At 37.1% G+C, this 23,800-nt stretch carries 22 protein-coding genes; 6 read left to right on the top strand and 16 right to left on the bottom strand.

Annotated elements, in window-relative coordinates:
- Positions 1–5 precede the first annotated feature (5 nt).
- The 10 genes from G327_RS24010 to G327_RS0105520 all read right to left on the bottom strand — a co-directional run bounded on the left by G327_RS24010 (position 6) and on the right by G327_RS0105520 (position 11,884).
- Positions 6–731, bottom strand: coding sequence for an HAD family hydrolase (locus G327_RS24010; protein ID WP_019613773.1), 726 nt, complete (start codon positions 729–731; stop codon positions 6–8).
- 198 nt (positions 732–929) lie between these two features.
- A complete protein-coding gene (kdsA, locus tag G327_RS0105560; RefSeq protein WP_019613772.1) occupies positions 930–1,727 on the bottom strand; it encodes a 3-deoxy-8-phosphooctulonate synthase in 798 nt (265 codons plus the stop codon).
- A 249-nt stretch (positions 1,728–1,976) separates the two neighbouring features.
- Positions 1,977–3,257 (bottom strand): hypothetical protein, encoded by a 1,281-nt coding sequence (locus tag G327_RS0105555; protein ID WP_019613771.1) that lies wholly within the window; start codon positions 3,255–3,257, stop codon positions 1,977–1,979.
- Between the two features lie 13 nt (positions 3,258–3,270).
- Positions 3,271–5,601, bottom strand: a complete 2,331-nt coding sequence (locus G327_RS25930; protein ID WP_019613770.1) for a capsular polysaccharide export protein, LipB/KpsS family — start codon at positions 5,599–5,601, stop codon at positions 3,271–3,273.
- Positions 5,602–5,603: 2 nt separating this feature from the next.
- Positions 5,604–6,599, bottom strand: coding sequence for a KpsF/GutQ family sugar-phosphate isomerase (locus G327_RS0105545; protein WP_019613769.1), 996 nt, complete (start codon positions 6,597–6,599; stop codon positions 5,604–5,606).
- 8 nt (positions 6,600–6,607) lie between these two features.
- Positions 6,608–7,708 carry a KpsE/RkpR family capsule polysaccharide export protein gene (locus G327_RS0105540; RefSeq protein ID WP_019613768.1) on the bottom strand — a complete coding sequence of 367 codons (1,101 nt, stop codon included), beginning with the start codon at positions 7,706–7,708 and terminating at the stop codon, positions 6,608–6,610.
- Positions 7,709–8,494, bottom strand: coding sequence for an ABC transporter permease (locus G327_RS0105535; RefSeq protein WP_019613767.1), 786 nt, complete (start codon positions 8,492–8,494; stop codon positions 7,709–7,711). It abuts the gene before it with no gap.
- The gene (locus G327_RS0105530) at positions 8,494–9,738 is read right to left on the bottom strand and encodes a capsular polysaccharide export protein, LipB/KpsS family (protein WP_026339197.1); all 1,245 of its coding nucleotides are present in this window, start codon (positions 9,736–9,738) and stop codon (positions 8,494–8,496) included. The genes G327_RS0105535 and G327_RS0105530 overlap by 1 nt, the downstream gene beginning before the upstream one ends.
- Complete coding sequence (locus tag G327_RS0105525; RefSeq protein WP_019613765.1) at positions 9,739–11,472, bottom strand: polysaccharide biosynthesis/export family protein; 1,734 nt, start codon at positions 11,470–11,472, stop codon at positions 9,739–9,741.
- A gap of 16 nt (positions 11,473–11,488) precedes the next feature.
- Entirely contained in the window at positions 11,489–11,884 is a 396-nt protein-coding gene (locus G327_RS0105520; RefSeq protein WP_019613764.1) for a hypothetical protein, read from the bottom strand.
- A 383-nt stretch (positions 11,885–12,267) separates the two neighbouring features.
- Between G327_RS0105520 and rfaH the strand changes: the two genes are divergently transcribed.
- Complete coding sequence (rfaH, locus tag G327_RS0105515; RefSeq protein ID WP_019613763.1) at positions 12,268–12,777, top strand: transcription/translation regulatory transformer protein RfaH; 510 nt, start codon at positions 12,268–12,270, stop codon at positions 12,775–12,777.
- A gap of 2 nt (positions 12,778–12,779) precedes the next feature.
- On the top strand, positions 12,780–13,616 hold the full coding sequence (gene glpG, locus G327_RS0105510; protein ID WP_019613762.1) for a rhomboid family intramembrane serine protease GlpG: 837 nt from the start codon (positions 12,780–12,782) through the stop codon (positions 13,614–13,616).
- A 229-nt stretch (positions 13,617–13,845) separates the two neighbouring features.
- On the opposite strand, the gene G327_RS0105505 is transcribed toward glpG, so the two are convergent.
- From G327_RS0105505 to G327_RS0105495, 3 genes are all read right to left on the bottom strand, one after another.
- Positions 13,846–14,367: a transposase gene (locus tag G327_RS0105505; RefSeq protein ID WP_019613761.1), complete on the bottom strand. Its 522-nt coding sequence runs from the start codon at positions 14,365–14,367 to the stop codon at positions 13,846–13,848.
- 423 nt (positions 14,368–14,790) lie between these two features.
- Positions 14,791–15,105: a ComEA family DNA-binding protein gene (locus tag G327_RS0105500; protein ID WP_019613760.1), complete on the bottom strand. Its 315-nt coding sequence runs from the start codon at positions 15,103–15,105 to the stop codon at positions 14,791–14,793.
- Between the two features lie 234 nt (positions 15,106–15,339).
- On the bottom strand, positions 15,340–15,753 hold the full coding sequence (locus tag G327_RS0105495; RefSeq protein ID WP_019613759.1) for a flagellar basal body-associated protein FliL: 414 nt from the start codon (positions 15,751–15,753) through the stop codon (positions 15,340–15,342).
- Between the two features lie 114 nt (positions 15,754–15,867).
- Here G327_RS0105495 and G327_RS0105490 point away from each other — a divergent pair, with 114 nt between their 5' ends.
- Positions 15,868–16,428: a chorismate--pyruvate lyase family protein gene (locus G327_RS0105490; protein ID WP_019613758.1), complete on the top strand. Its 561-nt coding sequence runs from the start codon at positions 15,868–15,870 to the stop codon at positions 16,426–16,428.
- Positions 16,425–17,288, top strand: a complete 864-nt coding sequence (gene ubiA, locus G327_RS0105485) for a 4-hydroxybenzoate octaprenyltransferase (RefSeq protein ID WP_019613757.1) — start codon at positions 16,425–16,427, stop codon at positions 17,286–17,288. Before G327_RS0105490 ends, ubiA begins: the two co-directional genes overlap by 4 nt.
- Before the next feature lie 21 nt (positions 17,289–17,309).
- Here the strand turns inward: ubiA and G327_RS0105480 are convergent, their stop codons facing one another.
- The 3 genes from G327_RS0105480 to rep form a co-directional block, all read right to left on the bottom strand.
- Positions 17,310–18,761 (bottom strand): dihydrolipoyl dehydrogenase, encoded by a 1,452-nt coding sequence (locus tag G327_RS0105480; protein WP_019613756.1) that lies wholly within the window; start codon positions 18,759–18,761, stop codon positions 17,310–17,312.
- Positions 18,762–18,880: 119 nt separating this feature from the next.
- On the bottom strand, positions 18,881–19,612 hold the full coding sequence (locus G327_RS0105475) for a glutathione peroxidase (RefSeq protein WP_019613755.1): 732 nt from the start codon (positions 19,610–19,612) through the stop codon (positions 18,881–18,883).
- 272 nt (positions 19,613–19,884) lie between these two features.
- Positions 19,885–21,894 (bottom strand): DNA helicase Rep, encoded by a 2,010-nt coding sequence (gene rep, locus G327_RS0105470; RefSeq protein ID WP_019613754.1) that lies wholly within the window; start codon positions 21,892–21,894, stop codon positions 19,885–19,887.
- 184 nt (positions 21,895–22,078) lie between these two features.
- On the opposite strand from rep, the gene G327_RS0105465 reads away from it, so the two are divergent.
- Both G327_RS0105465 and G327_RS0105460 read left to right on the top strand, forming a co-directional pair.
- Positions 22,079–22,654: a TetR/AcrR family transcriptional regulator gene (locus tag G327_RS0105465; protein ID WP_019613753.1), complete on the top strand. Its 576-nt coding sequence runs from the start codon at positions 22,079–22,081 to the stop codon at positions 22,652–22,654.
- Positions 22,655–22,677: 23 nt separating this feature from the next.
- Positions 22,678–23,799, top strand: a complete 1,122-nt coding sequence (locus tag G327_RS0105460) for an efflux RND transporter periplasmic adaptor subunit (RefSeq protein ID WP_019613752.1) — start codon at positions 22,678–22,680, stop codon at positions 23,797–23,799.
- Position 23,800 lies beyond the last annotated feature (1 nt).

Below are 23,800 nucleotides of genomic sequence, written 5' to 3'. Positions count from 1 at the left end.
TACTCTTAATAAAAAGATTGACTGTGCTGCTTAATAACTGCAAACATCTGACTAGGAAAATTGACGGTATAGGCAGCTAGTGGTGAGTGCTCGAATGATTGATGAGAAATCCAAACAGAAGGAATATTCACCTCAGCGGCACCAACGATATCACACTCATGGGAGTCACCAATATGTAGTACCTCATGCGCCTCTACTTTCGCAAGGCTTAACGCCTTTTTAAAAATAGATTCTGCAGGTTTTTCCTCTGGTTCATCTCCACCAACAAGAATATGATCAACATATTTACTCATTTCAACAGCTTTGAGTTTTGGGTATTGAGAAAAAGTTGGCCCATTGGTAATAACAACGAAGGTATAGTGTTTTCTTAGTTCAATCAACTGTTGCTTAACGCCATCAAAGAAATCAAAATGATGCATACGGGTAGTATCAAAAAGTACCTGTAAATCTAGCGCCCTATCTTCAGAAATAACAATACTCTGCTCTTTTCCAAGCAAGGCAATTAAATGGGTTCGATACTGTAATTCATTGCCTAATAATTCGATTAATTCAGGGTATTCATCATGCAGCTTTTTATAAAAACCATCCGCATAACGCTGTACAAAAGCATTTGAATCAATACGTGGATAATCATTTTCAATTCGTTTTTTTAATGCTTCTATCGCTTTTAAATTTGAGTGATTGGTATCACAAAGCGTTTCATCCATATCAAAAAAAATGGCTTTCAACATCTTGTTCACCTCTTAATAAGTGGTTCAGATAAAAATAAAGCAGCCGATGGCTGCTTTATTTAAGAAAGAGTAGAAATTATTTCTCGAGTAAACTTTCGACTTTAATGGAGCTTATCACTACATTATCAATTGCAAGCAAACACATTTTTATTGATAAATAGTAAATAGATTGAATCATAATAAGTCGGAATGCTTACTTTACGATAAGCTATCTTCTAAATATGGTCGACCTTTAACTGCTTCGTTGATCTCAACGAGCACCGTCAGCATCTCTTCCATCTTATCCAGCGGGATCATATTTGGACCATCACATAGTGCATTATTCGGATCCGGGTGCGTTTCCATAAAGACACCATCTACACCTACAGCTACAGCTGCACGCGCAATAGGTGGAACATAAATGCGATTACCGCCCGTTGAGCCATTCAAAGTACCCGGCATTTGCACACTATGTGTTGCATCAATAACTACTTTGCAACCCGTTTCACGCATAATTGCTAAGCCTGGCATATAGTTAATTAAGGCACCAAATCCAAAGCTAGTACCACGATCACATACCCAAATATCGTTATTGCCAACCGCACGACACTTTTCGACTACAGGCATCATATCCTGAGGAGCCATCCATTGTCCTTTTTTGATATTAACCGGTTTACCTAACGCAGCTACACGCTGTATAAACTCGGTTTGACGCACCAAAAAAGCTGGTGTTTGCAGTACATCGACAACAGAAGCTACCTCATCAAGCGGGGTTGTGTCATGGACATCGGTAAGCACCTTAACGCCAAGCTGTTTTTTAGCTTTCTCTAATATACGTAAGCCTTCATCTATACCTGGTCCAGTAAAGGCAGAAGCACTAGAGCGGTTTGCTTTTGTAAATGACGACTTGGCAATATATTCAATGCCCAGTTTATTGGCGATTTCTTGTAATTTTCCAAAAGTATCTAAAACTAAACCTTCTGATTCGATAACACATGGACCTGCGATTAAAAACATTTTTACTCCAATATATAACTATAAATTAAATAAGCTTTTCTAACCAAGAAACAGTTTTTCACTGCTTTTGCTGGTGAGGCTATGTACAATGACTCTGTCTCTCCCACTAATATTCGTGCCTTTTCTTATAAAAATAACACTGTCGTTTGTAACTAAAAAAATAACCAGTTACTTACGGTTTCAATCATGCCATTCTCGCCGAGAAAAATTGAAACTAAATTTACCTAAAAATACATTATCATATGAAATTTATTTAAGAGTATATTGTAAGCCTGAGATATATTCTTTAAACGAAGAAATAAAATCATCTTTATCTTCAAACTCAGCACTAAATATAAAAACCCCATCCTTGTTAAATGCTTTTTTTTCTAACAAAATAATTCGATTGATTCTTTTTTTATCGGATAGTTTTGAATGAACTCGCTGCCAATCATTAAATAATATCTTAATCTCTTTTGTAATAGTTAAATAATGCACACATTTATTTAAATTTAAGAAGGAGCTTTCTTGTAACCTACAATCTTTATCAGTTACAAGATCCTCAACAATTCCTTCATGGCTAACAGACTGGTAATTATTCAATTTCTCAAGAATTAATTCAAAATCAAGAAGTAGATATTCGTGATGGTTATCAACCATATCTACGTGATATTTTTCGTCTTTTTTTCTTGACTTCCAAATATAACTCTCAACATATGAATCTATGCGTACAGGGTAGCTTTTAACATCGGAAAATATTTTATTTAAAAAAACATCATTATTAAATGTTGATAAGGAGCGTACTCTACTATCAATTTTTTGGTCATTAAAGTATCCAAGTATTCGATAAGCAAACATCCTGTAATAGTGATTATTAAAATGACTATAATTAGGCTTCATTTGATGAGCCATTGGTTTATTGATTTTAAGATTAATAATGTTAAGTTCTTTTAATGGTAATTTTGAAATCACCGTGTCATAAAACATTCCCCCCCTATTTCTTATATTTGTACTTTTAGATAAAACCACTGGAAAATTTAAAATAAATATTTTCGCATTGGGTTGTGAACGTCTTAACTTTGACAGGAACTCATTATAAACATTGACCATTTTATCAAGAGGATCATAATCAAGTAAATCTAGTTTGATATCAGTTCCTTGTGCAACATTTGGAATAAAGACTCTTCGTTTATCTTCATCTACTGAACTACGAAAAACTAATTCGGGGAAGTTGTCTATTAAAAGCAGATCAACTTTTTTTTCCCCTTCAAACACAGTCTTAAATGGATATAAATCAGGATTTTTTGAAGTGCGGAAAATTCCAGAAATATCTTTATGCTGCTGAAGAACGTTTAACTGAACTTCAGGAGAATTGCTCGATTTTTTAGCTAATTCATATAAATCGATTTTATTAAATGTATTGTTAGTATTGATAAAATCAGAAACTTTTAATTGCATAGTGCAACTAATGACTTCAATTTCTGAATTTAATAATTCTAACTCATCAATAATCCGCCTTGATAAACAACTTCCAAAACTTGCCACACGCATAATTTTTAACTTCTTATCTGTTTTTTATTATATAAGCTATAACATCTTCAATCTCTGCACCTTTCATTTCTTCAGGATTAAAGTACCTTGAAAAATTAATATAACTATAAAAAAACGTTTCTTCCAGAGTTCTTTTCCTTGTGCGTCGTGGCAAATCGACTTTATCTATTGTAAGCCCCCAATTTGAATAAAATGGAACGCCATATACATGAACTTCTTTTCCTGCTAATAATGCTTCAAAGCCCATACCACTTGTAACACAAAAAACTTTATCAACTATATCAAATAAAGCATATGGATTTACATCGTAATCAATCAGATGCACATTATCTATGTCTTTAGTAAAGCCAATTTTCTTATCACTATAATATGAACTTTTCCCTCCAATTGTCGCATCAGGGTGTCTTTTTATTAAAATATCGTATTCGGGATAATTATTGATAGCATCAAGAAGCATATTCTCAAAGGACTTTTCATCCGCTAAACCAGCTTCAACTGACATATCACCATAACGTTGATCTACTAATAATATTTTGCTGTTATTTTTACCTATTTTTAAAGCCACATCAGGTGCATGATTATATTTTGATACTCTATTCTCTCGTATATTTTTAATATTTTCTTTTGCTCGAAAAATATCAGAATCCATTAATTTTTCTGTCGAGTTTAACTTTTCCTCTAAATACGAAGTTTTTCTAGCATCATAATATGCGGTTTTGTTGTCTAAAATAATAGATAAACCAGGTTCATTTGATAGTCCAATTTTACAAGATCTAATAAAACCATCTTCAACAATTAATAAGTCTTTGCCATATGCTTTAGCTTTCGAAATTTGCCTAGCTTTATTATTAGTTTGACTAATACCCCAGTTAATGAAGAAATCTACAAAAATATCATTAGCACAAGAAGCAGAAGATATAACAGAATTAACGCCCAACATCTTAGGTAGATACTTATTAGACTCAACTAACTTATTGTTTAAACTAGCGTTTAATGCAATATTTTCATTATGAGTTTTTGCGAAAAAGCGATTAACTGGATGATAAATATCAAATGGCAATTCACTCTTTAAAAAATCAACTATATTTGACTTAGCCTCACCAGAAAAATCACCGTAAGACAGGCTATTTTTAGCCCAGGTTAAATCAATAGAATCCAAATGCTCTTGAGGGTTGTTTAAGGCTATATTTAAGTCAGGATATAAATCAACCTTGTTAGTAGGTGACGATATGTTTATATTTTCCCATATTTGTCTGAACTCAACGTATTTTGTTGATATAGCAGGTGTTGAATATAATATAGCCTCAAACAGCATAGTACTATTTATAGACAAAACAACATCACAATGAGCAATAGACTCTTCTGGCGTTGTTAAATAAGGTGTTGCATAGTCTACTGAGATTAAATCTGACACATTAATCAGATCGTCTAGTTTTTTATTTAAAATCCGATCATTTGAAGGTGGTTTTCTAATTATTAATTGAACATCGTTGATGTTCACATACTCAATTAAGTCTTCAATGATTTCTCTTTGAGCCTTTCTTGCCAAGACAACATCATACTGAGAGTCCAATGGTTGGCATGAGAAAAGAATAGTCTTTTTACTTGGGCAAAATGAATATATTTTGCAAAATAATTCCTTGGTTAAGACTGGACTGTAACTTGAGTATTCATCCAATTTTAAGGAGCCTGACACTTTAATTCTTTCTTTCGGGTATCCTCTAGCAGAAAAAATATTTTTCTGCTGCTCTCCCCAACATAAAATATAATCTGATATAGGTACATTAACATTTGTAGAAATATCTTTATAATATTCACTTTCTTTAGCAAATACACCTTCATGCGGTATAAGGATTGTTTTAATTCCAAGCTCTTTACAGACACTTGAAATTAACCTCATTGGAGTACTCCAATCCATTGTTAAAATAACAGCTTTTATTTTATTTTTGTTTAAAGCTAAAGCAGAAATTATATATCTTCTAAAATGAGCAGGGCATTCTCTAGAATATTTATTTATACTTCTTCTAACATTTGAATTATGAATATTTTCATTTAACCATAAAGGTGAAATAACGATATCACTATTGTTAGATAAAGAACTAACTAACTTATCCCCATGTGTTTTAATCCATGGTATATATAAATAATCTCCATCACTCACAGATATTTTTATATCTAATGGGCAAGTGGATAAATTATTCACTGATTTTTTAACTGGCTTTTTAACTACCTTTTTAACTACCTTTTTAATTGGCTTTTTAGCCGGCTTTTCATTATATACATACTTATTTACCACACCCTTAGGGTTGGAAAACAAGGTTGTAATTTTTGATTTGATACTCATGATTAGTCCCAAGATAATGTGTTGATCTGTATTAGACCAGTGATTGTGTTGTTGCTTAATACTATAAGAGTGGATATTTTATTAGCTTTCATTTTTTCTTCCGCCTCTATCAACATTTCATTTTCCAAACATGTTTTTGGTGCTTCGCTCATCACATTTTCGGCAATAAGTTCATTAAGAGGCTTATTGGCAACCAGAGAGCGACGTAAATCACCATCCGTAATAATACCTACTAATTTATTATCCTGTGTCACCATAGCCAGACCTTTTCTACTGTCATTCATGGTAACAATAACATCAGTCATTTTATCTTGAACATCTACCAGCGGTAAGTTGTCACTCACCATAACGTCTTTGACTTGAGTTAATAGCCGCTTTCCTAAAGAGCCACCGGGATGAAAACGAGCAAAATCATTCGGCTCAAAATTACGCATCTCCATTAGAGCAACAGCAAGTGCATCACCAACAGCAATCGTTAATGTAGTTGATGTTGTTGGTGCTAAATTATTAGGGCAGACTTCTTTATCCATTGTTAGCAATAACGTTGCATCACAGTTTTTACTTAATGTTGAGCTCGTCTTACCTGTTATTGCGATTGTTTTATTGCCGAAAGACTTTAAAGAAGGAATAAGCTGTAATACTTCATCCGTTTCGCCACTGTTTGAGATAAGAATGATCACATCATCTTTTGTGATCATTCCTAAATCACCATGAAATGCCTCACTTGGATGTAGAAAAAAGGCCGGCGTTCCAGTTGATGCAAGGGTTGCTGCTATTTTAGTACCAACATGTCCCGATTTTCCCATACCACAGATAATCACGTGGCCTTTACAATGAAACATAAAATCTAATGCTTTTAAATACTCATTATGCTCTATCTTTTCAGCCATTTTATTTAAAGCATCAGCCTGGTGCTGGTAAGTTTTTTTTATAGAACTAACAGAAAATAATTTTTTTTCTACTGTAGTGTAATAGGTAGCAATGTCTAGATGTTTCATAAAGGTCTCTATTTAAGTTCGTGAATGGTTGCCATTATAATTTTCATTATTCCGAAAAAAATCGTTAGTAATAATATGAATAAAGAAATGTTATAAAATACCTCCGGGTATCTATTCTGTTGAGGAACTTTAGCTTTATCTACAACAATTAAAAACTTTAACTGCCGGTATGCTTCAATGCGAGATTTCTCTAATGAAACAGTAGATGAGGTAAAAGACCTCAGAGCCAGCTCAAGGTCAATTTTTAAATTTGAAAAGTCATTTAATACATTATTTATCGATTGTGTTGAGTTTTCATTTATTAATCGTGTTTTTTCTATTCTCAATTGTGTAATCAATGAATTTAATTCATTTTTTACAGCCAGCACCTGCGGCGCGCTCTTACTCATTAATGATTCAAGAGCGGTTAATTCTGCTTTTTTCTGTGCAATTTTTGCTTCAATAGAATACGAAATTTGACTTAAAGCCATGCTTTCTTGCTCTGGATCTAGCAAGTTATGCTTGTTTTGAAAATCATTTAAATTTTGTTGTGCAGTTTGTAATTTATTCTCAACAACTTTATGCTCTTTTTTTATGAACTCTAATTGTGCTTCAGCTAATTGATGACCAATATTATTTATAAACCACTCAGATTTTTCAGCAATCGTTTGAGTGATTTGATAAGACATTCCGGGTTCAAAGGCCTGCACATAAACACTAATAATTGAGGATTTGTCATCAATTTCAACTCTTAATACACTCTTGTAATAATCATAAAATTCTTCATATGTGCTATCACTTTTTAAACGGCTAAAAATGTCATATTGATGATTGGTATAATGTTCTTTTATTTCCAGTTCCGATTCTAAATAGTCCAACATATCACTAGAAAAAATATAAGATTGTACTAACTGCGTATCATGCCCCCCTTTCGACACACCTAAACCACTTAATAATGCCATCCCAGGATCCATGGTTGCCATACCATCGGGTTGCTGAACGATAAGCTGGGTTGCGGCTTCATATCTTGGGCTTGCTATCACCATTTGATAAACAGTGAAAAGCAATGACGGTAAAATAACAATAAAAAGAAACAATCTTTGTTTAATATGATTAATAATATTTTTCATTTATCTACTAATTGCGGGTTTCCATGCTGCATGGTAGCAACACAGAGAAAAAAAGAAGAGAATCAATGTTGAATAACTTAAATAAGTAATATCAACACCTACCGTTCCATAAGTGGAATAAGCATAATAACGGGAATATTCAATCGCGTGTAAAATTGGATTCCATGTAAAATATTTCCATAACTCATGAGGTATATCCTGCAAGCTAAAAAATGCCCCAGAGATAAAAATAAGCGGCCTGAGCATCAGGTTTTTTATTTTATTAACTTCAGGAATATAACAAGCTAGCAACGCAAAGAGCAATCCGACACTCACAGCAAGCAGCCATATTTGAAAAAAACAAAACATAACACCTAAAAGGTTGTTTATCTGAGTTTCTATCTTCAAGTAGTATGCGATGATGAAAATGCATATTACAACGACCATTCGGCTCAACAACTCGAATACAGCAACAGCAATAACGGCACTGATTGGCTGTACTTGCCTGAATGCAAATAATGGTTTATTGGATTTAATTGCTGATGACACACTTCCTACGGTTTCCATAAAAAACCGAACAAATAGTATTCCATAAACCATAAAAAAGAACGTCGGCATTGAGTGTGTAACACCACCATCCATACTGCCTCTCATTATTGTTAAAACCATAATAAAAACAAGAGGGGAAACCACAGCCCAACTAACACCCAGTTTATCATTAAATTTACTGCGTATTTCTCTTAGAAAAATCGCAAAAACAACATCTTTCCAAACACTTAGTGTCGAACGTTTTTTCACTAATGTCATTATCTATTACCATCTAATAAGCTTATTAATTTATGGCTTAATAAAGTGCCATTAAAAGAATAACCGGCCCCTTTTAATAAATAATTTTCTTTTATTTTATATATATAATCACAACGTGCTTCATAGCTTTGTCGGGTAGGCAAAATGATATTCTCAATGCAAGTATACTCAGCCATATTTTTATATTCATAAATAGACTCACCTATAATAAAGAGTGGTGTCGTAGTTTTTAAAACAGATAAAATTGCACTAGAATTAACGGCTATAACCAGCTTTGCTTGTCTGGCTAATAAAATAACATCGCCGCCAACTAAATAACTATAGTTATCTAATTTATATGAAGACTGATCTAACGGATGTTTTTTTATTGCTAATGTTAATCCTAATTGACTGCACTTTTTTTGAGTTCGATTAATCACTTCTTGATTATTTTGATAATCACTATACATCAAAAACTGAGAATCATGCTCTAACTGTAAAAGCAATAGAGCGCTCTTATTATCGACTTCCCTCCTTTCCTTTACTTCATTTTTTTTAATAACTCTATTTAGAAAGCGTTGTTTATATTTATCTAAGCGATAATTATTATGCATATATCTAAGTAAGCTCGCGCTTTTAATTGTCCTTTCTAAGGTAAATATCCCAATAAACACAAAAAAGAAAAACATAGATAATACAGAATCATGCGTGTACTTCGGCGTGAAGTTTAATTTTTCTTTAAGTTCTAGACCTTTAACAATAAGTTCCATGTTAGCGTTTGCATTAACACCTTGGTTATCAATCACGGTTGTGTAAGGCCTGATTAACCCTTGTTCGGTTACTAAGTATTTAATATCAAGTTCTTTACAGAGTAAAATTGCAATGGCGTGATACCAGCGAGTATCATTATGCACAATAATTAACTCTATTTTTTTTTCTTGAATAAATACTTTTAGTCCTAAATAAAACTTAGCCATATAGCTTAACTCATCTGCAGTAAGCTCTCTTTTTTCGACTTTCTTAACATACGCATGATGATACGTCGGTAATGCTTTGATTTTTTCTAATACCAGCGGATCAACTTCACCACGGTAATTTTTGATGATGCTTGTTGCAAGAGTAAATTTAAACGTGGGTAAATAAACTTTTTTTGCCCAGCAGGATGTCACTGCATATTTTTTTTTCGCTACTAATTTTGCGATTTTTTCATGCAAAGATGAATACATCGGATCCAACGACAAAATATTATATTTTGATTTTCCCACCTAATCTAACACCACATTGGCCGCGATGGCGATTTGGTAAATAATTTGTGTGATGTCTTTTACTGCCTGCATGGTTTTGGTATCTACTTTCGGCAACACCAAAATTTGGTCGCCACGCTGAATTTTAGCTTTAGTATCAAAAACAACTATACCATTCGCACGTACAATAGAAATTCGTTCATCTTCAGCCCGGTCAGTAAAACCGCCCGCCCAGGCTACATAATCATCAATGCTTGCATTTTCATTAAACACAACAGCTTGCGGCATTAAGACTTCACCACCGACTTGAATCAAATCCGTATAATGCGGAATAACAATCTGATCGCCTTTTTCTAATAAGATATTAGCCGTGGCTCCATTGTCAGAAACTATGACTTTACCAAGCGGTTCAACTAATCGAGCCTTTTCAGCAAACTTCATGACCATTTCAGCTTCTTTTGCACGAATAGCGGCTTCACCGTCTGATGAGGCAGGAGCAGTAAACACACTGCGCTCTAATCTATCCAGTGAGTCTGATAACATCTGTTTTTGACGCTCAGCCACACTTTTACGTAATATATAAATTGATTTATTGTCAGTCAATTCAGGGTTTATCGGGATATAACTTAACAAATCGTGTAAACGGGTGCTTTTTTTAACTGCAAAATAGGAAGGTCCTAAATAACTACCAGATACTTGCACATCGATGATTTGTGCATGCAAATCATCATTAAAAACAACACTGTCGCCATCTTTTAATTCAAATTCTAAGAAGTCGTTATATTCAAGATAAACAGAAAAGGGTCCATCAATGCGGTTACCAAATACCCCGACGTGGCTGATTTTAGCTAGTGGCCTTGCATAGTCTGAAATCTCTTTGCCCGACGACATCTCTTTAAGCAGCTCAAAGCGGAACGGATTGCGCACCCCGCCACTCACGTTGATCGCCGGTTTTTGTGGTTTAACTAAAATGACATCTTTATCTTTAAAGGTCACATTGGGCAGTTTTCCTGACTGAATAAAGTCATAAAGATCAATACTGCTAATTACTTTATTATTACGTAACACTTCTATTTGACGGTAACTGCCACGCTCTGAATCGATACCACCCGCTCGTTTTAAATAATACAGCAAACTATCTGACGCCATGCCTGCATATTGGCCAGGGCGAATAATTGCCCCTGATAAATAGACACTCACAGGTGTTGCGGTTAATAAGTTTACGTACACATTGACATTATTGGTGTAGATAGCTTTGATTTTAGAGGTAACTAACTTGTTAACATCACTGGCAGGCACATCTGCAACTTTGATCGGACCAATATTAGGAATAAATATATTACCCTGGTTATCTACAGTGGTGATGTCAGCATAATTAACAGCTCCCCATAACCAGATATTAATTTTGTCACCAGGTGCAATTAAGTAATTTTCATTTAACCCATCAGTCCTTTCTGACTCATACCCCCCAGCAAACATGTTCGCACCATAAGGCGGCGGAAAATCTTCTCCCGAAGACGGTAACAATTCACGCACGTCAACTTCACCAGGTAATAACACACCATTTCGCTGTGCTTTATTATAACTGCCCGTTTCTAATGATTTGATTGCAGAGGGGTTAGTTAATGTCGGGATGCTGTCTGTCGTCGAGCTTGAGGCAACATCGACACTGCTTGGTTCAAAAGCAGCTATGGCCGTTTGTGTAAACGACACTAACGTGAACGCTATGATGGTTTTTATTGTATTTATCTTCATGGTTTATTCAGTCTATTTACAAGTCGACATAACTGCTGGATTCAATGATTTCTTTCTCTAGAAACCATGCTTCATCTTGTTTATTATTTTCATCTAAAAACGGCACTTTACACACAATGCGTCTTTTCACCTGCTGTTCTTTGTCAACAATAGTCAACTCTCGACATGTTAAGCCTAACGCGGAAGTATAAAGTTCGCCTAATTGAATTTGGTATGTTGGATGCTCAATGTAATTAAGCGTGACATTCTCAAGATCAGACCAATATTGCTGCGGAATTATTTTTTTATTAGGTTTGCTTTGAGAGTGACTGACCAGTGGCAAAGAGGCGGTAACCTCTCGCGGGGGAGAAGTACAAGCAGCAACAGAAAATATAAAGCTTAACGCCATTGCTTTTATAAAAAGTTTTTTCATTTTAGACACTTAATAAAAAATGGAACCGAGAAAAGGTCACAGAAAACAAATACTCAGGCACGCTACCGCCACTAAGTTAAGTAACCTAGACCTGAAATAGTAAATTTTGAGCGCGTAGTATAGCTTTTTTATACCTAATTTCCAGTTAAATCATTTTTATATAATTACCACTTAAGTCAAGCAAATATCATACCTTTAAAGATAAGTCATTTTAAAACAGAGCTACATCACAGTAACTGCAAGGATTAAACCGGCTTGCATGATTTATATTTATGACAATAAAACATATCTTATTCTCGTAAATCACAATATATTTTGATTCTAGATTCAAGCCCCTATTTTCTGTATCCTTGATGCGGTCAAAAACATAAGAAGAGATATTAATGAATAAGCAGTGGTTTGTTGTGTATTGTAAAAGTCGAGAAGAATCTCGTGCACAGCTGCATTTACAGAATCAAGGAATTCATTCCTTTTTTCCAAAAATCCGTAAAGAAAAAATTATTAGAGGTAAAAGAAGTACGGTTGAAGAAGCTCTTTTTCCAAGTTACCTGTTTATATTTGTGGATCAAGAATATACTAACTTTAGCAAGATTCGCTCTACACGTGGTATTAATGATTTTGTTAAATTTGGTCGAGAAATTGCGCGCGTTTCCGAGGAAACCATAAAACGGCTTGAAAATGCCTGCCACTCAATTAACGATCTTAAAGCTGATACCCAGTCATTATTTAAAAGTGGTGATAAAGTTGAGATTAAGAGCGGTTCATTTAAAGGGTTAAGTGCAATTTTTGAAGCGCAGGATGGCTTAGAGCGCTCGATGTTATTACTCAATATCCTTAATCAAGAAAATAAAATCTCCTTCTGCAATAAAGAGATTAAAAAAGCGGAAAGTTAATTATGTTTACACTGCATCAATTTCAAAATTTACGCGCAGCTCAGGCTTTTTCCGATTATTTAACAGCGCTGAATATTAAAAATAAAATCCAGCATGATGACTTTTACTACCAGTTACTAATAGAACAAAGCCCACTACTTCCTAGGGCACAGGCAGAGCTTGAACTGTTTTTACAAAATCCCAACGATCCAAAATATATTTCAGTAAGCTGGCATACAGGTACAACAAACAATGATAGTGATCACTTAGCTTATGTACACTCCAATATAATAAGTAACTTCATCAGCCATGCAGGTCTTATAACCCATTCAGTATTTGCCTTTTGTGTTGTTATATTTACCCTGACAAGTTTAGGTTTCTTTAACCCCATTCCGTCCGTTTTTGCATTTTTTACCCAGCAGCCTTTTGACTACACACAAAGCTGGCGTTTTGTTACCCCTGCTTTTTTACACTTCAGTCTTCTGCATATTGTTTTCAACTTACTCTGGTGGTGGCAGTTAGGGGGCATTGTTGAAAAACAGCATGGTAAGCAGCGCATATTGATACTTTTCTTCTTCTCGGCTGTAGCTGCCAATCTTGCGCAGTACTATCTAGTTAGTCCTTACTTTGGCGGTTTAAGCGGCGTTGTCTATGGTCTGGTTGGTTATTGCTGGTTATACGGCAAACTTAATAAAGGCTCCGAGGTAAATTTACCAAACTCCTATTTTATCTTTCTAATGGCCTGGCTTGTTTTTGGATTTGTCGATTTATTACCGGTAAATGTTGCCAATTATGCACATCTGCTTGGTTTATTCGCCGGTTTAGTTTTAGCGGCTATTTGTTCCAAAATAAAAATATAGATGAGAGGTTGTTAGCTGCGAAAATCAAAACCGCCGGGGTTACCCCCCAGTTCCAGTATATACGATGTGGCTGATTCGCCACACCTAGGAACCGGTGCTTCAGCTCCGGTCCTGTGTTGAAAACACAAATCAAAAAAACTGCCGGGGTTCCCCCCCCCAGTTCCTGGATATACAAGCTAACACCGCCGGGAATGAAATCCCAAGCCCAGAATACACAGTGCTCCGTAAATTATTCTATTTCATAAATCCCATAGAATCTTAAAATCGATTCTTCTTCATTTAGTTTCAACAGATTATTTTTTATGTAGTTATAAACAATATTAAAATGCTTCTCATCCCTAATCGCCTTATCATAATATTCTGCAGCCCAAAACGGACCACTTCTACCGATAATCTCATTGATCGATTTAGCACTCGCACCTTTAATGCTATGCATCAGCACAGGAAGGCTTTTAAGTGGTTTAATTAATAAATGGACATGATTAGGTATTATTACAAAAGCAATGAGTTGGTATAATTCTCGATTTTTACTTTTTATGAACTCACATAAATATAGTAAAACATCGTCATTTAAATATGCCCCCAGATATGACGTATCAAGATGACAATCAGCCTGTAATTGCTTTTTATTATTAGGTTGGTTTTGAACTGATAATTTATGTAGAAATGCATCAGTACTATCATTTGTACGAAAAGTAATAAACTGATAATGAGTAATGGTATCAAAGTGTGGCAAATGATGGTGAACCATAGTATTTACCTTAAAAAATAGAACCAATAACGCCGGGGTTGCCCCCCCAGTTCCGATATATACAATGTAGCGAAAGGCTCACTAGTACAGCTCCGGCATTGCGCTGTAAACACAACTCCAACACCGCCGGGGTTAAAACCACAGTTCCGACATATACGGTGTAGCGAAAGGCTCACTAGTACAGCTACGGCATTGCCCTGCAAACATAAACGCCAACATCGCCAGGATTGAAACCACAGTTCCGATATATACGATGTATCAGCATTGTACTACAAACACAAACGCCAACATCGCCGGGGTTGAACCCCCAGTTCCGGAATATGCATCATTGCACTAACCCTCCAGTTCCAATATGCGCAATATGGTGGAATTTTGTAAAAAAATGCAACCGTAAAAAACTACGGCTGCATTTATATTTTGAGACTACAAAGTTACAAAAGGTGTGATTTTTTTCAGGGTACTTTGACCAATACCTTTAACGTTAATTAACTCATCAATATTCAAAAAATTGCCGTTATTTTCGCGATAATCCACAATAGCCTGAGCTTTTTTATTTCCAATACCGTTGACTACTGAAAGCTGTTCAGCATTCGCACTGTTAATATTTATTTTTTCCGACAGTTCAACAGATGAAATAAGCGCTTCTGCGCTCTTATCAACAGCATAAACCAGCTGACCGGCGGATAAAACAAACAATGATGCAACAAGTAACAAACGGCAGGTTAATTTTTTAAGCATCGGGTATTCCTCCATAAATGACCAAACGCACCATTCAAATTAGACCATATTTTGACTTTATCAACAAAACTTAAGTGATATAGATAAAAACTACCCGGGCGGGTAGGTTAGCATTAAAGTCTGGGGACAATTCTATTCCTAAAAAGGAAAGCTAAATCCCCCTGTTGACAATTCAGGCAGGTAAAATACAGAAGTGCATAGACCCATTTACAAATGGGTCGACTAAGCAGTCACTTACTGATACAAATATTTAGTAAACAGAAGGTCTTCAACTGGCTTCTTACCAGTTTCAGTATGCAATAGCGCATTAACTTCATCTAAGCAGCGTGCGCGAATATTTTCCCGCTCCGCAATTGATTTAACTTTAACTTCAGTCTGTTCTCCAAAGATAGTAATTATTTTATCTCGGATAAGCGGTTCATGATTTTCCAACAGAGCATAGCTGCTCTTTGAGTTCACCATTAATTCAATAGTCATACGCACAAAACCAACACGTTTACCTGGTTTTATATAATTGGTGATGATATCCGGCTCAATTAAAAAATACTGATAATCATTTTTCACTTCTTCAACTGCCCCCTCTTCTGCAAATGCAATAGAAGAGAACAGTGAAAAACAAAGCACGCAGACTAGCGCTCTTTTAAACATGGTAATTTCCTTTAACAAAGATGAACCTTATATATTTGAATGATACAATAGCAAACTATTTCCCGTTTTACCTCTTTTGAGAGTTAAACAAAGGCACAACAGTCAAAGGCTTATATGCACAATCACTTACTTCCTATCGGGCCGACAGCATACTGGTCAGCACAACAAAAACCACTGCACTGCCCCGATAAAGTGCTTGCCTGGCTTTATGATCACAGCTCATTAACACAAAAACTGGAAGGTTTATGCAAAACATTCCGTGTGCAGATAAAACAGCAGATAACCACAAACTCAAGAAACAGCACTCTTTCTGATTATTTTAGCAGCGAATCGCAAGTATTAGTACGTGAAGTTTACTTATATTGTGATGATATTGCAGTGATATTTGCGCAAACTGAAATTCCTTTTTCAACATTAAGTGAAGAACAGGGAAAATTAGCCCAAATAGGCGAGCAGTCACTCGGTAAGTTTCTTTTCCAAGATCCTACCATGGTGCGCGGGAGTATTGAAACTGCCGAGTTTTGCAAAAATTCCGCGGTGCATCAGTTATCTGACTCACTAGAGCAAAGCTGCGGACACTCTCTATGGGCAAGGCGCTCTTTATTTTATGTAAAAAACAAGCCGTTATTAGTGAGTGAAGTGTTTTTACCCGCTTCTGGAATATATTCAACATGAGTTCTTTTTCTAAACAAAAATTCCAGGCATATACGCAGCTGATGCGTGTTGATAAACCGATCGGTACCCTTTTATTACTTTGGCCTACACTTTGGGCACTGTGGATTGCAGCACAGGGCTTTCCTGATTTCAGTGTACTGATTGTTTTCTCACTTGGCGTATTTTTAATGCGTAGTGCAGGTTGTGTTATCAACGACTTTGCAGATCGTAAAATCGATGGGTTTGTTGAACGCACCAAAAATCGCCCTCTGCCGTCCGGACGCGCAACCAGCGCAGAAGCTGTCTTGCTGTTTTTAATACTTGCTATTATTTCTTTCTTCTTAGTATTAACACAGAATAACTTAACTATTCAGCTGTCAGTTGTCGGGGCATTGTTAGCCTTCACTTACCCTTTTATGAAACGTTTCACACACCTGCCTCAGCTTGTTTTAGGCCTGGCCTTCAGCTGGGCAATCCCAATGGCGTACGCGGCACAGGCTGATGCTCTTCCAACGGTAGTATGGATTTTATTTACGGTTAACATTTTATGGACCATAGCTTACGATACTTTATATGCCATGGTAGACCGTGATGATGATTTAAAGATCGGCGTAAAATCAACAGCTATTTTATTTGCCGATAATGACAAACTAATTGTCGGACTACTGCAGCTGAGCAGTCTGATTTTATTAGTTATTGTCGGCTGGATAGAAGCTTTAAACTGGATCTATTATGCGGGTTTATTAATAGTATCGGCTTTATTTATTAAGCAGCAGATAGAGATAAAAACACGTGATAAAAAGGCCTGCTTTAAAGCCTTTTTAGATAATAACTATGTAGGGCTGGTTATCTTTCTCGCGCTATTTTTAAATTACCTATGATTAATAAGTGGAGCCGTATTATTAACAACCCGGCCCACATTCCATACACTGATTGATCATCGCGGAGCCGAGTTTCAACTTAGCATTCAGGTCTCGTAATGCAGTACGTACACCTTCTTCTATTACCGGGTGATAAAAAGGCATATCCAGCATCTGTGAAATCGTCATTCGATTCTGATGCGCCCATGCTAACAGGTGCGCTAAGTGCTCAGCCTGTGGACCAATCATTTCAGCACCTAAAAATCGTCCCGTACCATGCTCTCCATAAAGGTTTAACAAACCTTTATTTTTTAACATCACACGGCTTCGGCCTTGATCTTCAAAGGAAACACTGCCGGTTTCAAAACAGTTACAGCCGGTATACTTTTCACTGACCTGTTTATAAGTCAGCCCTACCATTGCCAGCTGCGGATCCGTAAATACCGCGGCAATTGCAGAACGCCGCAGCCCGGCACGAATATTCGGATAAACTCCGGCATTACTGCCGGCTATTTTTCCTTGATCGGCAGCTTCATGAAGTAACGGGATCTGGTTACTGGCATCACCGGCAATAAAAATTGAGGGAATTGAAGTCTGCATAGTAAAGGGATCGGCAATTGGCACACCACGAGTATCATTTTCAATACTGATATTTTCTAAGCCTAAGTTATCCACATTAGGTCGACGTCCCGTAGCTGCTAATACATACTCAACCTCAGCTACCTGCTCAATACCCTCTTTGTCCGTATAGGTAATTTCAACATGATCTCCTTTGCGCACCATATTTTTTACGTTTGCATCTGCATCTAAATAAAATTCATTTGAAAATGTTTTCTGCGCATAATCCATCACCTGAGGATCAGTAAAGGGACCGACTTGTCCACCCATACCAAACATCAGCACCTCAACACCTAAACGATGCAGGGACTGGCCAAGCTCTAAACCAATAACACCGGGGCCGAATACAGCAATTGATTTTGGTAAATCGGTCCAGTTAAACAAATCATCATTGATAATAAGCTTATCGCCTAACTCATTCCAAACTCCCGGATAGCTTGGACGAGAACCGGTAGCAATAACAACTCTCTCTGCATCTACAAGTGTGTGCTCATCAATCTGCAGCTGTGTTGCGGACACAAAAGCCGCTTTTCCAATTAATTTATCCTGCTCTGTAATGCTGTCAACGGCTTCCACTACAAAGCCGACAAATCGGTCTCTTTCATCACGAATACGCTGCATCACTTTTTGCCCGTCAACACGTATATCACCATCAACAAACACACCAAACGGACTGGTATGCGCAGTACTATGGGCAGCTTCAGCGGCTGCAATTAATAATTTGCTCGGCATGCAGCCAACACGCGCACAAGTTGTGCCAAATTCAGCGCCTTCAATCAGAACGACTGAATCCGTTTTTTCTTTAGCAGCTCGGTATGCCGCTAGCCCTGCAGTACCGCCACCAATAACTGCAACTTCGACTTTAATATGTCTCATAAATACTCCAGGAAACTAATATATTAATGATTTAATGAAATTTTGGGTAAAAAAAAGCGCCCCCTTCAATACTGAAAGTGCGCTTTTGCAATACTTAGTAAAAAGTTTTTTTAGCCCTATTAACCTTTCACGTAAGCAATCACCGCATCACTGTCGCCGATGTGTTTTCCATCAACAAATAACTGCGGTACTGTCGTTTCACCAGTAACAGCTTTTAGGCTTACGCTTGTTGCATCTGTGCCTAAAACAATCTCTTCAAAGGCGATGTTATTATCTTTTAACGATGTTTTCGCTTTTGCACAGAAAGGACAACCAGGTTTAGTAAACAATGTTACTGCTGATGGTGCTTTAGCTCTCGGGTTGATGTAATTAAGCATAGTATCTGCATCAGACACTTCAAACGGGTCGCCCGGCTGGTTCGGCTCGATAAACATTTTTTCGATAACGCCGTCTTTAACCAGCATGCTGTAACGCCAGCTGCGCTTGCCGAAACCAATATCGCTTTTATCAACTAACATGCCCATACCGTCAGTGAATGTGCCGCTACCGTCCGGTACAACGGTAATATTTTCAGCTTCCTGATCTGCCAGCCATGCGTTCATTACAAAAGTATCATTAACACTTAAACATACTATTTCATCAACACCGTTTTCTTTTAATACACCCGCTAATTCATTGTAACGAGGCAGATGCGTTGAAGAACAAGTTGGAGTGAAAGCACCCGGTAATGCAAATACAACCACTGTCTTTCCAGCAAATAACTGTTCAGTTGTTACGTTTACCCATTCGTCACCCTGGCGAGTTGGAAAAGTAACGCTTGGAATTTTTTGACCTTCGATATTATCTAACATGTGTAACTCCTAAATATGATAAAAATGAGATAAGTAAAAATTTTAGTTTCATTTTGAACAAGTGCTTAACTTGTTTCGATGGAGTAATTATGGACAAAACAAATAAATAGGTAAAATCGTTTGTTTTTATACAATTAATAGAAAATTGCTATCAAAATACAGATTGACCTATTAAGGCTCTAAAATAACAGACTTTTTACTTTTATACCCGTTACACTTCACGATGCAAAATCAGAGTTTTGAGGCCTAACGGGTATAATTACCAAAAATATTTAGTCAAACAATGAGCGTAAATTAGCAATACCTTTATCAGCCAGCTGCTTTTTCTGTTGATCGGTCTTTTTACGAGGACCGCTCTCCCAGTCAAGATCATCTTGAGGCAGTTCAGATAAAAAACGGCTTGGCGTGGGTTTAATCAACTCACCATACTGATTACGTTCTTTGGCTAAAGTAAAGGTTAACTCTTTCTGTGCACGGGTAATGCCCACATAAGCAAGACGGCGCTCCTCTTCCACATTATCTTCATCAATACTCACCTGGTGCGGTAGAATTCCCTCTTCCATACCAATCATATATACAAAGGGAAACTCCAGGCCTTTTGATGCATGCAGAGTCATCAGCTGTACCTGATCTAGTTCTTCCTCTTCCTCATTACGGGAAAGCATATCGCGCAGTGTTAAACGCGCAACCACCTGCTCAAGTGTCATCTCTTCATCAAGATCATCACCTTTAAGCATCTCGGTAACCCATTTAAATAGCATAGATACGTTTTTCATCTGCATTTCTGCGGCTTTCGGACTTGGGCTGCTTTCATATAACCAGTCTTCGTAACCGATATCACGAATAAGATCCCGCACCACATCAATCGCATCTTCGCGTTTCAAACGATCATTCAATTCAACTAGCCAGCGGCTGAAAGCCTGCAGTGACTGCAGACCTTTACCCGTTAATGTCTGCTCTAAACCCATTTCAAAACTGGCTGCAAACATACTAATCTGCCGTAAATTAGCATAATTCCCCAGTTTCTCACGGGTTGTCGCCCCTATGCCGCGCGCGGGTTTATTAACAACCCGTATAAACGCATTCTCATCATCGTGATTTACCAGAAGCTTTAAATACGCCATGATATCTTTGACTTCACTGCGGGCAAAAAAGGAGGTACCGCCGCTAATACGATAGGGAATACGATTTTCCATCATCACTTTTTCTAATAATCGACTCTGATGATTACCACGATAAAGTACTGCATAATCACTAAATGAAGCGCCATTCATAAATTTATGTCCAGATAACTCCATCACGACACGCTCAGCTTCATGCTGCTCATTTTTTGCAAACAGCACTTTAATGGACTCGCCGTAAGCCAGCTCACTAAACAGGCGCTTATCAAACTCATGCGGATTATTAGCAATCAATATATTAGCGGCTTTTAATACACGCTGACTGGAGCGGTAATTCTGCTCAAGTTTGACAACTTTTAACTGCGGAAAATCGTTCTGCAGCAGCACGAGGTTTTCAGGACGAGCTCCGCGCCATGAGTAGATAGACTGATCATCATCCCCCACCACGGTAAACCTTGCACGCTCGCCAACTAAAGCCTTAATTAATTCATACTGACTAGTATTAGTATCCTGGTACTCATCCACCAGCAGGTAGCGGATCTTCTTCTGCCAGCGTAAACGCACTTCTTCTTTTAAAGTCAGCAGCAACGTAGGCATAACGATTAAATCATCAAAATCCAGCGCGTTATAGGCTTTTAACTGACGTTGATAGAGATCATAACAATGCGCAAAGATAACTTCACGCTCACCTTTGGCATGCTTGACTGCCTGCGGAGGTAAAATTAGCGCATTTTTCCAGTTGGAGATCTGCGTAACTAATGCTTTAAGCAGGTCCATATCTTCCTGCAGCTGTTTTTCAGTAAGCTCTTTTAATAAAGCCAGGGTATCTTGATCATCAAACAGGGTAAAACCAGCTTTCATGCCTAACGTTTTATATTCACGTTTAATAATGTCTAAACCTAAAGAGTGAAAAGTTGAAACCATCAAACCGCGTGCTTCTTTTCGCCCCAATGTCTGACTGACACGCTCCTTCATTTCCCGCGCGGCTTTATTAGTGAAGGTTACCGCAGCAATGTTTTTGGCTAAATAATCACAATTCTGCACTAAATGCGCAATTTTGTTGGTGATCACACGGGTTTTTCCACTGCCTGCCCCCGCTAAAACAAGACAAGGTCCAGAGATCATTTTTACTGCGGCATCTTGTCCAGGGTTAAGCTTCATGGTCTATCCTAAATACTTAAAAATACGAAACAGCAGATTTTACGTTAGTTTAACTTTAATAGAAAACATTCTATAAGTCGGAAAACAGCCAAATAATCAAAAAGACTCAACAAATGTCCATTCTAACATTGCATATTCAAATAATTTGACGATAATGAACGTTCATTCACTTGGTCGTATGATTATGGACAAAAAAGAAAAAATATTTCTCGTAGCAGAGAAACTACTTGCAGAACATGGGGTCTATGGTCTGTCAATGAAACTATTAGCCGATACAGCAGGTATAGCTGCTGGTACAATTTATCGATATTTTGAAAACAAAGAAGCGCTGCTTCATGAGTTACATCAACATATTTGTAAACAGTCCTCTTTAATTATTTTTAAAGGGTGGTCAGATGTTCAGGAACCAAAATTGAAATATGACCGCTTATGGAGCAACGCTTTTCATGCGGTTTTAAATAACCCGAAGCGGGTGGCTGTTATAGAAATGCTGAATTTTGTTGTACCGCCTTGTCAGGCGGAAAGTGCGGCAATTGAGGAAAATACCTTTTTCCCATTAATCGATTTTTATCAGCAGGGCATAAACGAAGGTCGTTTTCACGACTGGCATATATGCGCATTAATCACGCTAAGTTTTGATACATCGATAAATCTCGCTAAAAAAATATCACGTAGACACATAGAAATAGATGAAATGCTGCTTAATCAAGTTAGAGATGCTTCATGGTTGAGTATTCAGAAAGTTAACTCAGCAAACTAAATTTTAATTATTAAGGTAATACAATGAAAAAATGGATCGCTTCGGCAATATTATTAGCAATATTGGTATTCGGTAGTGTCATTGGTTTTAACATGTTTAAGGCTTCAAAAATTAAAGAGTTCCTTGCTAACCGTCCTGTTCCTGAATTTTCGGTGACCAGTGCGACGATTCAGCTTGAAGACTGGACGCCTCACCTGCGCGCAATTGGTTTTATCGAACCAATTCAAGGGGTAACCGTTGCCAATGAAGTTGCCGGTAAAGTAGTAAAAATAAATTTTGAATCAGGTCAGAAGCTGAAAGCTGGCGATGCACTGATTTATCTTGATTCTGAAGTTGAAAAAGCTAATCTGAAAGCATCTCAAGGGCGTATGCCGGCTGTTGAACGCAACCTTAAGCGCATGAATTCATTATTTAAAAACGGTTCAGTATCACAGGGAAAAGTTGATGAAGCTGAAGCTGAATTTTTAGCCTTACAAGGTCAGATAGAAAGTTATCAGGCAACAATCAGCCGCCGCATTATTCGCGCACCATTTGACGGCATTGCCGGCCTGCGTAATGTATTTATGGGCGAATACTTAAAAGACGGCAGCGATATTGTGCGTTTAGAAGATGTCAGCCGCATGCGCATGCGCTTCACTGTGCCGCAGAATGATCTTAATCAAATTCACATCGGCCAGAAGATGGATATATTTGTTGATGCAGAGCCGGAAATCCCATTCACAGGAACAATTTCAGCCATTGAACCCGCAGTAAACTACCAGAGCGGTGTTATTCAGGTGCAGGCTGATATCCCGAATGAAGCACAAAAATTACGTTCAGGCATGTTCGCTAAGGCAAATATTATTTTACCGACGGAAAGCTCTCAGATCATCATTTCTGAAACAGCGATTAACTACACGCTTTACGGCGAAACAGTTTATCTATTAACAGAAAAAACCAATGAAGACGGCAGCACCTATATTCAGGCCGATCAGCAGATCGTTAAATTAGGCAAGAGTAAAGACGGATCAGTACATGTTCTTGACGGCCTGAAAAAAGGTGATGTTATTGCGACCAGCGGCCAGGTTCGTTTAAGTAACGGTGCTCGAGTTAAAATTGTTGAATCTGATATTTTAAACAAACCCGCTGAAATTCCAGCGCTGTAGG

Origin of the sequence: Psychromonas ossibalaenae ATCC BAA-1528 (assembly GCF_000381745.1) — a bacterium.
GTDB lineage: Bacteria > Pseudomonadota > Gammaproteobacteria > Enterobacterales > Psychromonadaceae > Psychromonas > Psychromonas ossibalaenae.
The sequence above is the reverse complement of the archived record's forward strand: the minus strand, read 5'-3'. Positions and strand labels throughout refer to the sequence as shown.